The 13210-nt window shown below is 46.8% G+C and carries 10 protein-coding genes; 5 read left to right on the forward strand and 5 right to left on the reverse strand.

Going from position 1 to position 13210, the window contains the following annotated elements:
* Positions 1 to 61: 61 nt before the first annotated feature.
* Both RJ32_RS05595 and cysS read right to left on the reverse strand, forming a co-directional pair.
* Positions 62 to 1606 (reverse strand): leucyl aminopeptidase family protein, encoded by a 1545-nt coding sequence (locus RJ32_RS05595; protein ID WP_034820001.1) that lies wholly within the window; start codon positions 1604 to 1606, stop codon positions 62 to 64.
* A gap of 28 nt (positions 1607 to 1634) precedes the next feature.
* Positions 1635 to 3014 carry a cysteine--tRNA ligase gene (cysS, locus tag RJ32_RS05600; RefSeq protein WP_034820004.1) on the reverse strand — a complete coding sequence of 460 codons (1380 nt, stop codon included), beginning with the start codon at positions 3012 to 3014 and terminating at the stop codon, positions 1635 to 1637.
* Between the two features lie 117 nt (positions 3015 to 3131).
* Here cysS and RJ32_RS05605 point away from each other — a divergent pair, with 117 nt between their 5' ends.
* The gene (locus RJ32_RS05605) at positions 3132 to 3629 is read left to right on the forward strand and encodes a peptidylprolyl isomerase (RefSeq protein WP_034820007.1); all 498 of its coding nucleotides are present in this window, start codon (positions 3132 to 3134) and stop codon (positions 3627 to 3629) included.
* Between the two features lie 4 nt (positions 3630 to 3633).
* Entirely contained in the window at positions 3634 to 4335 is a 702-nt protein-coding gene (locus RJ32_RS05610) for a UDP-2,3-diacylglucosamine diphosphatase (RefSeq protein WP_034820009.1), read from the forward strand.
* On the opposite strand, the gene RJ32_RS05615 is transcribed toward RJ32_RS05610, so the two are convergent.
* Positions 4317 to 6020 carry a GNAT family N-acyltransferase gene (locus tag RJ32_RS05615; protein ID WP_034820011.1) on the reverse strand — a complete coding sequence of 568 codons (1704 nt, stop codon included), beginning with the start codon at positions 6018 to 6020 and terminating at the stop codon, positions 4317 to 4319. The genes RJ32_RS05610 and RJ32_RS05615 overlap by 19 nt on opposite strands.
* A 127-nt stretch (positions 6021 to 6147) precedes the next feature.
* A complete protein-coding gene (locus RJ32_RS05620; RefSeq protein ID WP_034820012.1) occupies positions 6148 to 7794 on the reverse strand; it encodes a M28 family metallopeptidase in 1647 nt (548 codons plus the stop codon).
* A 176-nt stretch (positions 7795 to 7970) separates the two neighbouring features.
* Here RJ32_RS05620 and RJ32_RS05625 point away from each other — a divergent pair, with 176 nt between their 5' ends.
* From RJ32_RS05625 to RJ32_RS05635, 3 genes are all read left to right on the forward strand, one after another.
* Positions 7971 to 10151 (forward strand): TonB-dependent receptor, encoded by a 2181-nt coding sequence (locus RJ32_RS05625; RefSeq protein ID WP_034820013.1) that lies wholly within the window; start codon positions 7971 to 7973, stop codon positions 10149 to 10151.
* A gap of 140 nt (positions 10152 to 10291) precedes the next feature.
* Positions 10292 to 12523: a S9 family peptidase gene (locus RJ32_RS05630; protein ID WP_034820014.1), complete on the forward strand. Its 2232-nt coding sequence runs from the start codon at positions 10292 to 10294 to the stop codon at positions 12521 to 12523.
* Positions 12524 to 12563: 40 nt separating this feature from the next.
* On the forward strand, positions 12564 to 12956 hold the full coding sequence (locus RJ32_RS05635; RefSeq protein ID WP_011234277.1) for an acyl-CoA thioesterase: 393 nt from the start codon (positions 12564 to 12566) through the stop codon (positions 12954 to 12956).
* A gap of 18 nt (positions 12957 to 12974) precedes the next feature.
* Here RJ32_RS05635 and RJ32_RS14495 read toward each other — a convergent pair.
* Positions 12975 to 13210, reverse strand: a 236-nt coding sequence (locus tag RJ32_RS14495; RefSeq protein WP_034820016.1) for a hypothetical protein, incomplete at its 5' end; no start/stop codon positions are given.

The following is a 13210-nucleotide window of genomic DNA, read 5'->3' on the forward strand; positions in this document are numbered from 1 at the left end:
GGTTCTGGTTAAGCGGAACCGGGCATTTTTTATTGTTTCCAATAAAGCGCTTTCGTAAAACTTATTTCTTCAGATAATGACCCGCCAGACAAGTAACCGGAGCTGCTGTTGGCTTGCCATGTTGCCAGTCTCCGCCTTCCACGCCACTACCGGCGATATCTATATGGATATAACTTATTGGGTGTTCACTATCAATGCCGTGATTGTCCAGACCAGACACTCCGGTCAAAAACGCCATGGGGAATTGGTGCCCACGTGGCGTAGCAGCCGAAGGTCCGTTATTAGATGACAACAGGTCATCGCATAGGGTACGGCCTTTAACAAAGTCAAAGTCTTCACGACGCGACCAGGATATTTCTGTCGGGTCACCATAGGTTTCGCCTGCATCGAACAAAGCCTGAGCCAGATTCTGACGACGTGCATGGCCATTGGGTACCAGAGCGCTGTATGGACCTTTAGAAAGGGCTGCGTGGCCTGTCAGAGTTGCTACCGTGTACAACTCGTGTTCGCCGTCACTTTTCGCCGCTTCCTCGCGCAAATGCGACAACAAGTCGGCCATTATCAGGCGACCTTCGGCATCGGTATTACCAATGCGGACACGTTTGCCACTGTGGCCGGTAATAATCTCATCGGCAACAAAGGCATCTGAACCAATGCTGTTACGTACCGCGCCAATTTCAGCGATCACATTAAGGTGTTCTGGCTGTAATTCTGAAACCGTTTTTAAGAAGCCGGCAACACCTGCAGCACCGCCTTTATCTCGACTCATACCAGCCATATGACCACCGGTTTTTAAGTCAGCACCACCGGTGTCGTAAACAATACCTTTACCGGCAAACATGACTGTACGCTCGGGGTTGTTGCCGTGATATTCAAGGCGAATAACACAAGGGCGGTGACGCTCTACCGCCATTGACGAGCGACCAACGGCTGCCAGTAAAGGATACTCATGCTGTAGTTGCTGGTAGTCGTCGATAACCGTGACTTTAACCGAAGTGTGCGCAAAGGCCTGGCGGCAATACTCAGCGAATTTAGGTGGTGCCATACGCTCAGGTTCGGTACCTGCAAGGTCGCGGGCAACGCGTTTACCGGCTTCAACTGCCATAGCCCATTCAGCGTCGAGCTCTCCGACTAAAATGACGTTCTGAGTCGGTTCAATGGCTTCTTCACCATGAGCTTCACGAGCTTCCAGTGGCTGGTAAAGTGCCTGACAAAAGCCAAGGTAAGCGGCTAAAAATGCTTGCTGATAACGCTCGTCGTTCACGTTAACATTATTCAGCGCAATAACCGGGTGGCGGGCACCAGCTTCTTGTGCGACTTTTGCCGCCGCATGTGCGGCATCGAAAACCTGGCGGACATCGTCAAAATCACGGTTTAACGGCCCGGTAGGCGCAGCGACCAAACGCTGGCCCGGAACACCGTCAGCCTTTAACAGTAAAGGCTGTTTTCCCACTCTTTGATCGGTAATTTGTGCCTGCTGGATAGTTTCAGCCAGAGCAGAATCGTCAATAGAATCAAAATTTCCAATTAAGATAAGTGCGTCGGCACCATCTTTTGAGTATGCGTCAGCCAGTGAGCTGACGATTTGCAGTCGTGCAAATGACATAGGTTAAACCTCTTAATCAGTTTGTCGGTTAAGCGCGACGCCAGCGGGTGCCTTCAGCACCGTCTTCTAAAACAATGCCCATGTTGGTTAGTTCATCACGGGCTTCGTCTGCTGCAGCCCAGTCTTTATCTTCCCGGGCCTGATTACGCTTGGCAATCAACGTTTCAATTTTGGCGACATCGTCATCGTCGCCCTGTAAAAACTCTTCCGGAGACTGTTGCAGCAGCCCCATTACTTCAGCCAGCTCAAGCAAAACATGTGCTAACTGTGCTGCTGTGTCCGGAGCACTCTCGCGGTTGCGGTTAATTTCCCTGGCAATTTCAAATAACACACTCATGGCTTCCGGCGCGTTTAAGTCGTCGTCCATTGCCTGCTGAAAGCTCTGCCAGTATTTACTACGCAATTCTTCACCGGCGGCTTGCGGTGTTATCTCACGCAATGCGGTATATAAGCGCTCCAGAGCGGAGTGCGCCTGATCCAGATTTTCCTGAGTATAGTTCAGCTGCGAGCGATAGTGGCTCGACAACAGGAAGTACCGCACTGTTTCCGCGTCGTATTGTTCCAGTACGCTGCGAATAGTAAAAAAGTTACCCAGTGACTTCGACATTTTCTCATTGTCGACCTGCACCATACCGCTGTGCATCCAGTACTTTACGTACTCAGACTGATTCGCGCAGCAGCTTTGAGCTATTTCATTTTCATGGTGAGGAAAAGACAAATCAGAGCCGCCACCATGAATATCGAAAGTATTGCCCAGGTGCTTTTTATTCATTGCTGAACATTCAATATGCCAGCCCGGGCGACCTTCACCCCAGGGCGAAGACCAGCTCGGTTCACCTGGTTTTGCTGCTTTCCAGAGTACAAAGTCGAGCGGATCTTGTTTAGCTGCATCAACATCAACCCGAGAACCCGCTTGTAACTGTTCTAAGTCCTGACGACTGAGCTTGCCATAATCGTTAAATGTGGATACATCAAACAGAACGTCGCCGTTACCAGCTTCATAGGCGTTGCCGTTTTCAATCAGGCGTTCAATCATCTGGATAATTTCATCCATATGGTCAGTTACACGCGGTTCGATATCGGGACGGACTAAGCTTAATGCGTCAAAATCTTTGTGCATTTCCTGAATAAAACGCTCAGTCACCTGATGAAAGTCTTCTCCGTTTTCTGCTGCACGTTTAATGATTTTATCGTCCAGATCGGTGATGTTGCGGACGTACTTAACGTCGTAACCAAGCTTACGCAGATAACGCACGACAATATCAAAAGCGACATAAGTTCTGGCATGGCCAATATGGCAGTAGTCGTAAGTGGTAACACCACAGACATAAATACCCACGTGACCGGGTTTGATTGGCTCAAATGACTGCTTCTTGCGGGTCAGGGTATTAAAGACGGTTAATGCCATAATGTGATCTCTTACTTATCTATCGGTTAGCGATGAAAACAAGGGGCTTATGATACCACCGATGGCGAGGCTCTGGTACACTATCAGCTGGTTTAGTCAATGAAACAGGTACATTCAATGCAAGTCGTTTTACATACCAATCATGGTGATATCACTTTAGAAATGCACAACGAAACCGCGCCTAAGACTGTAGATAACTTTTTACAGTATGCCCGTGACGGTTTTTATGACGGCACGATTTTTCACCGTATTATTAGCAACTTCATGGTGCAGGGCGGTGGTTTTGAGCCAGGCATGAAGCAAAAAGAAACACGCGCGAATATTGAAAACGAAGCTCCGACAGCAAAACCCAATGTGGTTGGCTCGGTGGCTATGGCGCGTACGCCCGATCCTCATTCAGCGTCGTCTCAGTTTTTCATCAACGTGAACGACAATGCCTTTTTGAATTTTCAAAATGAAACACCTAACGGTTATGGTTATTGCGTATTTGCCGAGGTTGTTGAAGGTATGGACGTGGTAAACACCATTAAAGACGTGAAAACCGGTTCAGCGGGGTTCCATCAGGACGTGCCGGTTGAAGACGTGGTTATTGAAAGTGTGTCGGTTGAAGACTGATTCCATGACCACCGGCTTTATTGCTGACTTACATTTAAGTCCGGGGCGGCCAGATATTCTGGCTGCTTTTGGTGACTTTTGTCGGCAACACAGCAATCTTGATGCGCTTTATATTCTTGGCGATTTGTTCGACGCCTGGCTGGGCGACGACGACACCAGCGAATTTGCGGCGCAAGTGAAAAATCAGCTGAAGTACATGACGGACAGAGGTGTACGGCTTTACTTTATGGCCGGGAACCGTGACTTCATGGTGGGCGAGCGTTTTGCCAGCGATGTTGGTTTAACCCTTCTCCCGGATGAAACAGTTATTGACTTGTATGGCGAGCGGGTACTACTGATGCATGGTGATACCTTATGCACGCTGGATAAAGGTTACCTGCGTTATCGGGCTATTATCCAGAATGCTTTGGTCAAAGGTATTATGCGCAGCTTACCCTTATCCTGGCGTATGCGTATCGCTAATCGGTTACGGCAAAAATCCAGTAGCCAAAGACCTGAACTAACCCCGGAACAGCTTTATAAAATGGATGCTCAGCACAGTGAAGTGCTGCATGTTATGGAAAAGCACGGCGTTAGAAAGCTAATTCATGGTCACACACACCGTCCGGCAGTGCATTGCTTCACTCTCGGTGACGGCAAACCCGCTAAACGTATTGTACTGGGCGACTGGTATCAGCAGGCCAGTGCTTATCTCGTTTCTAAATAACGCTTGCGCTTTTTCGCACTGAGTTTTGTGGTATCCACTAACACCAACCCATCTATCGAATGATTAAAGTCCGGGTCAACGCCAAACTCTAAAAACTGCACTCCGCCGGGTTCGCATAGCTCCGAGTATTGTTTGTAAAGTGTGGGAATGGCGGAGCCGATATTAGCCATATAGCTTTTTAGCAGAACAAATTCATCGGCGTAGTTGTTACCGGTAAAGTCAGGCACCGTTGAGTCGGTGTTTAAACGATAAGGAATGTTCGCCCTGGCCATCGGTGTTTGCGGCGGAAAATGGCTGCTGTAAAATTTAACTAAAGCTGCCTGCGCATCCTTTGGTAAGGCGTTGCTAATACTGACAGAGCCAAATAAGTAACGATAATTAGGGTGCTTACGCAACAGCGCACCAATACCTACCCAGAGATAGTCCAGACTGCGCTTACCCCAATACCGGGGTTGTACAAATGAACGGCCCAGTTCCAGACTTTGCGGAAAAATCTCCTTCATAGCGTCTGAGAACTCATAGAATCCGTCACTGTAAAGCCCGTTTTGGCCGTGCGCTTCTATTATTTTTTTACAGTCGCCCAGACGGTAAGCACCGGCAATTTCAAGATCGTCCGGATCCCAGAGTATCAGGTGCATATACCAGGTATCGTACTCATCAAGGTCGCGTTTACGCCAGGTGCCTTCGCCCACGGTGCGAAAAGCGACTTCTCTTAAGCGGCCTATTTCCCGAAGAATAGGAGAGCTACCACTGAATTCATACAGATAAATCTTTTTGCCACATGGGGTTTCACCAAGTAACTCACAGGCCTCAATGGCCGCTTTCAAAGGTTGGCGCGATTCAGGACGGGCTATTGCTGTCTGAGTTGGGAAAATCGATTTTTTTTGAGTACCTAAACGGTACAAGTGCTTTTTAAACAGTTTAACCTGCTGGTTGACACTAAGACCCTGATGAAGAAAGGCTTCAACCGGTATTCTTTGCCCTATATGACATTTAACCTGTTTACGTTGCTGGCGAAACATTTCTTTCACTAACAGCATGGTTGCTAAAGGTTTATAGACCATAGAAGCGGTGTAAAACCAGGCGGAATTGTGAGCATCAAGGCGTATTGGCAAAATGTCACTTTGGGTTGCCTTGGCTATTTTAAGAAAGCCACTTTGCCAGTGTGTGTCGCGTACCCCATTAGGGCGTAACCGCGACACTTCTCCTGCAGGAAATAGTATGACGCACCCTTCGTCGTGAAGGTGGTTATGTATGTTGCGAATGTCTTTGCGGCTGGGTTTGCCGCCAAAGACATTAACCGGCAGCAATAGGGAATTAAGAGGTTCGAGTGCAGACAGCCATTCATTGGCAACTATTTTTACATCGCTGCGCATTTCACTCACTAACTTTAATAACGCCAGGCCATCAAGAGAACCTATCGGGTGATTTGCAATAATAACCAGACGTCCGCTGACAGGGATATTATCCAGTTCTTGCGAAGAGTAGGAGTAAGTGAAATTAAAGTAGTCCAGAGTGTGTTCAACAAAGTCTATGCCTTCTAAAGAGGGAGAGCTTTTGCCAAACTTCTGAATATCTTCTTCGTGTAAAAGGTTGCGTAAAACCCAGGTTGTCGGCTTTTCTAACCAGGGCTTACCTTTAATGAGTGGAAGCTTGTCATTAACGACTTTGTCTACAGATAACATCAAGTGCTCCGGCAGCTACTGATGGTAAAAGTGTAGAGAGTGTAAATGACAGTTTAATGACGGTTGCTAACAAAAAAGGGAGCCGGTTAAGGCTCCCTGGAATTTGTTCTGTGCTTAAACAGTACGCTTAGTTGTTAAATTGCTTACCGAAGAACGAGTCTTCCAGCCATTGTGGACGTTTATCGGCGTTCGCAATTTCTTTACCAATAGCAAAGTTAATGTTGGTAAAGCGAGCTCCGGCTTCGTAGTTAATGTCTAAATTGAGTCCATCGCTGGGCTTGTGATAGTGCTCAGCAAAAAACTCGCCCCAGACTTCGCCGCCGTCTTCACCCTCGGTACGTGAGGTAAAACCGGTCATTAAAAATACCGCCGGAATGCCTTTTTTTACCAGAGTGTAATGGTCTGAGCGTGTAAAAATAGCCTGCTCAGGCATAGGGTCAGGGCTTTGCTTTGTATCGAACTGCTGAGCTGCCTTGCTAACGGTGTCACCTAAAGTTGAATGTGAAGCGCCAAAGGCAATGACATCGGCAAAATCATACAGTAGTACCGGCATATCCAGGTTTACGTTTGCTACGATGTTTTCTAAAGGAACCGTTGGGTTATTGGCAAAGTAGTCCGCACCCAGCAAGCCTTTCTCTTCAGCCGTGACAGACAAAAACATAATTGAACGGTCAAATTCCTGCTCTGACTCTACAAACAAGCGCGCGGTTTCCAGCATAATGGAAACGCCACTGGCATTATCCATCGCGCCATTATTGATATTGTCTTCGCGGCTCATGTCTTTTACTACGCCGATATGATCAGAATGCGCAGTATAAACAACGTATTCGTCTTTCAAGGTTTCGTCAGAACCGGGTAATACAGCCGCAACGTTAGGGCTGGAAATTTCCTCATGACGCGATTCACGAGCCAGAGTGACTTCACCTTCCAGTTCAAACCCTTTAGGAGAGAAGTCCGGGTCTTCTTCAATTTTCTCGAAGATATCGCTTAGCTTAGTCGGAGCATTCGCAAACAGTTTCTCCGCAGGTTCATCATCAATATAGGCAGAACCTTTTAACTGTTGCTCTTCACCCTTAGGCAAACCATTAGGACCTAACCAGGTCATGCGTGGTGTTTTGGTGTAATACACACTGGTTTCGTATTTGCGAGTTTTTTCGCGTACCGGAGTGTGTAAAGTAATAATACCAACCGCGCCTTTTTCGCGGGCAATATCATTTTTAATATTGGCTAAATGAGCGCCTTCTTCGCTAGGCAAAAAGCCCGGACGACCGGTTAGCATGACAACAATTTTGCCTTCTACGTCAAGGCCGTTATAGTCATCAAGCTCAAATTCAGGGGCTTCCATACCATAGCCAACAAAAACTAATGGCGCGGTAATTTCATCTTTTTCTTCATAATGACTTGGGCCGGTAATGAATTGCTTAGGGAATTCAAATTCAACCACTTCACCATTGCTTTCAAAGGTCATGCGAGCGCTGTTTTCTTTCAACGTACTTTTACGAAAGGGAATACGCTGATAAAAAGTACCGTCATCGCCAGCGGGCTCAAGGCCTAACTGCTTGAATTCAGAAACAATGTAGTTAGAGGCAATTTCATGCTCATTACTACCGGTTTCGCGACCTTTAAGGTCATCGTCTGCAAGAAACTCTAAATGAGCACGGATATTGGATTCGTCAGCACGGATCTCTTCAGTCTTTGACTTGGTTTCTGATGCACCGCAAGCCGCTACCAGCAGGCTTAATGTAACGGGCAGAAGAATATGGGATGGCTTCATATCATGTCCTTGGTGTTATTTTTATCATAATAGCCAATCTAGTGTACCGCAGCAGATAACAGACAACCAGAGTGGATGGATGAAAGAGTGTTGCAAAACGTATCAAGGTTTCGTAATGTTATACTATTACAATAACGAGATGGCGTTCATCTGAAACGACGTTAACTGGAGTGGTTATGAAACTGAATGCGTTAACTCTTGCATTACTGGCAACAAGCACCGTTGCACATGCGCAACAGCAAGAAGAACATGAACACATTAATGACTATGAAGTGATAGTGATTAATGCAAGCCCGCTGGATAAGACGGCGCTTGAATCGGCACAACCTGTCAACATTATTTCTGGTGACGCGCTTAAGCAAAAGAATGCTCATAGTCTGGGAGAAACTCTGGCAATGGAGCCGGGTATTAACAATACCCATTTTGCGAATGTTGCGGGTAGCCCCATTATTCGGGGACTGGGCGGGCCACGAGTAAAAGTCACCCAAAACGGACTTGATACAGGTGACGTATCCCGAGGTGGTCCTGACCACGCGGTTACCACGGAAACCAGCACCGCACAGCAAATTGAAGTACTAAGAGGGCCGGCAACTTTACTTTACGGTAGTGGAGCAATTGGCGGGGTCATTAATGTAGTCGATAACCGTATTCCTTCAGAGCCTGTGTACGGGCTGCAGGGTAATGCGAATGTGTCAGCTGCTACCAATAACGATAACAAAGAGGGCTCTTACGACTTGCAAGTAGGCAATGGCCGCTGGGCTCTTTATACCGACGCCTTTATTCGCCGCGCCAACGATTATGAGACACCGTCGTTTACTAATGATGAAGGTGAAACGGTAGATCATGTCGAAAACTCTTTTATTGATGCTCAGGGCGGCACTATTGGCGCCAGCTATCAGTTCGATGATGGCTTTTTCGGAGTGTCTTACCAAGGGCTTTATCAGGAATACGGTATTCCGGGCCATGACCATGGCCATGGTGAGGAAGAACATGAGCACGATGAGCATGAAGAAGGACACGATCACGAGGAAGAGCATGACCATGCGGAAGCTGGCCCATATGCTGACCTGGAGCAAGAGCGTATTCAATTTGCGGGTCAATGGCGTAATCCTTTCAGTGGTTTCAACCGTTTAGATTTTCGTGCTGCTTTAACTGACTACCAGCATCAGGAAATTGAAGACAACTTTGTTGCGACTCAATTTGAAAATGAACAAAAAGAGGTACGACTGATTGGTCAGCATAAAGAAATAGCTGGCTGGAAAGGTGCTGTCGGCTGGCAATGGGACATCAGTGATAAGTCTGCATTTGGAGAAGAAGCCTTTACCCCGAATACATCGCGTCGTACTCAGGGCTTATTCTGGGTCGTAGAGCAGGAATTTGGTTCTCATCATGTTGATTTAGGTGTTCGTCACGAGCGCACATCGCTTTCTAGTGATGAGCGCAAACTGGATACCTTTGACGCTACTTCGGCGTCTGCTGGTTACCTTTATCATTTTAATGACCACACTTCGGTTTCATTTAACCTCAGTCACGCAGAAAGGGCTCCGGCTGCAAATGAAGTCTTTGCTAACGGCAATCACTTTGCAACTCGTACTTATGAATTAGGTCTGGGGTATGAACTGCATGAAGAAGAGCACGACGAGTATCATGTTGAGCCGAATGATGCTGCGATTAAAACCGAAACATCAAACAACATAGATGCCGGATTCCATTACGAGAATGACCGTTTTCACGCGAATTTGAACGTGTTCTACAACCGTGTTGATGATTTTATTTACGATGACTTTATCGGCTTGAACAGTGAACAATTGCATGGCGATGAAGACCATGATCACGATGAACATGCCCATGAAGAAGAGCACGAACATGAAGGCGAGCATGAACACGAACATGATCATGGCGGTCTGGAAGTGGTTCAGTTCAAACAAGTTGACGCCGAGCTGTATGGTTATGAACTTGAGTTAGACTGGAAATTCACAGAACAGTGGTCACTTCACGGTTTTAGTGATTACACTCGCGCCAAACAGCGTGATGGTGATGACTTGCCGCGCATTCCGGCTCAGCGCTTTGGTACTGAATTGCGTTACCAGGCCGTTGGCTGGGACGGTGCTATCGGTTATACGCGCTATATGGAACAGGATAAAATAGGGCAGAATGAAACAGTTACTGACGCTTATGGCTTATTGAACGCCCGCGTCAACTTTTACCCTGAATGGTTAGCAAATTACGGTGCTACCCTTTACCTGAAGGGTGAAAACCTGACGGATCAGTTAGGTTTTGTTCACAGCTCCTTTATAAAAGATGATGCACCTGTTACCGGTCGTCGTTTTCAGGCTGGCGTTTCTATTAGCTTCTAATTGAACTGCCTTTCCCAAGAATAACGCTATCGTCGTAATTCGGCGGTAGCGTTTTCGTGTTATTTCACCGCAGCCAACCGATTTTTATCCCGAACTTTGTTAATATAAGTGGTAATAAACTCATCGTTGGATCTTGCATCATGCCTTTTCATTTTAATCGTCGCATTCAGACGATTGCTGTTATTGTTTTCAGCTTTTTTAGTCTTTCTGTTTTTGCCGAAGAATTAACCATAGAACGTTTGTTTAGTGGCCCCAGTCTTACTGGTGAAACTCCCAGGTCGTTAAAGTTTGCCCCCGGCGGGCAATACCTTTCATACTTAAAAGGCAGTAAGGAAGAACCGCAACGTTATGATCTCTGGTTATACGATATAGAAGCCGATAAGCATAAATTGTTAGTTTCCGCAGATCAGCTTGCTGTCGATGAGCTTGAATTGTCTGATGAAGAGAAAGCCCGCCGGGAACGCCAACGTATTAGCGGTAATGGCATAATTGAGTACAGCTGGTCAGCAAAAGGGGACGCGCTGCTTTTTCCCTATAACGGTGATGTTTTTTATTACCAGACTGATGAAGACAAAGTGACTCAGCTGACAAAAACTGATGCTTTTGAAACTGACGTTAAGTTCTCGCCAAAAAGCAGCTATGTGTCTTTTGTCCGGGAACAGAACTTGTACTTTATTGACCTTGCCAGTGGCGAAGAACACAGGGTTACAAGCGAAGGCGGGAACACGCTTAAGTTTGGTATGGCGGAGTTTGTTGCACAGGAAGAAATGAAGCGGATGACTGGTTACTGGTGGGCTCCGGATGAGTCGGCTATTGCGTTAACCAAAGTTGATGAAAGCCCGGTGCCTCTGGCCACCCGCAGCGAGATATACGCAGACCGGATTGAAACCATACAACAGCGCTATCCGTTTGCAGGAAGTGACAATGTCGAGATTGACCTGGGTGTATATCAAATTGCCGACAAACAGAGCAATTGGTTGCAGCTGGATAAGAAAAGTGATGGTTACCTGGCCCGGGTGAAATGGGTTGGTGATAGCAAGCGCTTGAGTTACCAATGGCAAAGCCGGAATCAGCAGTCCTTGACGCTTTGGCTTTATAATCGGGCGAGCGAAACTCAGCGCGAGTTGCTAACAGAAACTTCGGACAGCTGGCTGAACCTGCACGATGACTTATATTTCTTAAATGATAACAAGCACTTCATTTGGGCATCTGAACGAAGTGGTTTCAAACACCTTTATTTATATCGTCTGGACGGGTCGTTAATTCGTCAATTGAGTTCCGGTGACTGGCAGGTTGATGAACTGGAAGCGATTGATGAAAGTACCGGTACGCTGTATTTTACCGCCCGGAAAAAGTCACCTATGGAATCTCATCTGTATCGTACTCAGCTAAATGCGAGTTCCGCGGCTAGCCCGACACGCATTACCACACGCGAAGGCATGCACAATATTGAATTTGATGCCGATGCACGCTCGTATCTGGATACTTACTCATCGCCTCAGCAGCCCAAACAAGTGAGCTTGCACGGTCCTACCGGGAATCATCTGGTGTGGCTGGCTGAGAACAAAGTGACCGATGAGCATCCACTGTCTCCTTATTTGAGAAACTGGCGTTACCCTGAATTTGGTGAACTGGAAGCTGAAGACGGGCAGACACTGTATTACAAAATGACCAAGCCGGAAAATTTTGATGCAGAAAAACAGTATCCGGTGCTGGTGTATGTTTACGGTGGACCCGCCGCTCAGCGAGTAACGAAAAGCTGGGGCAGCGGTTTTGTTCAGTATATGGCCCAACAGGGCTTTATTGTCTTCACTCTGGACAACCGGGGTTCGGCCAACCGGGGAAAACGCTTTGAGGCACCTATTTATAAAAATATGGGGAGCCCGGAAGTGGACGATCAGGTGGTGGGGGTTAAGTACTTAACCAGCCTGCCTTATGTCGATTCAAAACGCATTGGTATATATGGTCACAGTTACGGTGGTTATATGTCGTTGCTGGCTATGTTTAAAGCACCTGAGTACTTTAAGGCTGGAGTAGCTGGTGCACCGGTAACCGACTGGCGCCTATATGATACGCATTATACTGAACGTTTTATGGGCATGCCCGATGACGGCGATGCTTATGAAAGTTCATCGGTTTTTCCATACAGTAAGAACTTAAAAGGTGATTTGCTGATTTACCATGGAATGGCGGATGATAATGTTTTGTTTACTCATAGCACGAAGCTGTATAAGCAATTGCAGGATAATGCTCAGGCTTTTGAAATGATGAATTATCCGGGGAAAAAGCATTCTATTAACGGGCGTAATACAAAAATTCATTTATATTCAATGATTGCTCAATTTTTTCAACAAACCATTGGCGAACAATAGGTTATAATATGTACATATCTTCCATGAACAAGGAGTGACTATGCGCTTTTTATCTCGCCGACTGGTTATGCCAAACGATTTGAACTTTGCCGGTTCGTTATTTGGTGGCCGTATTTTAGAATGGATTGACGAAGAAGCTTATATTTTTGCCAGTTGCCAGTTAGGGGCAAAAAGCCTGGTAACTAAGCATATTGGCGCTATTACTTTTGAAACCTCTGCGTTTCAGGGCGATGTCGTTGAATTTGGCTTGCAGGTAAAATCTGTGGGACGCACGTCGTTAGCTATCACTTGTCTGGTACGCAATAAGCACACCAAGCAAAACATTTGTTCAGCTGATGACATTGTGTTCGTACATATTGATCCGGAAACGCGTCAGCCAACGCCTCATGGCAAAACGAAAGAACAATTAGACGATTTTCCAGAGCCGCTTTAAGCGGCTCTGGCATTTCACTTAAATTGGCGAACCCGGCGGTAACGGCTCGGGTTCGTACTGTTCCGGCCATTCCCCCTGGTTTAAGAACTTATCTAAGTCCTCTGTCAATTGTTGTACTAGCATTGAGTCAGCTTTGGCAAGCTCCTGTAGTTGTTTAGCAAGCTCTGCTCGCATAACTAAACGGGTTTCTGCAGCCAGTCCCGAATTTTTTACTGCTCTTACTTCGGCGTTGATGGCGGTTGCCAGTAAGCGCT

It is taken from the genome of Idiomarina sp. 28-8 (genome assembly GCF_000320945.2).
In the GTDB taxonomy this organism is placed as follows: Bacteria; Pseudomonadota; Gammaproteobacteria; order Enterobacterales; family Alteromonadaceae; genus Idiomarina; species Idiomarina loihiensis.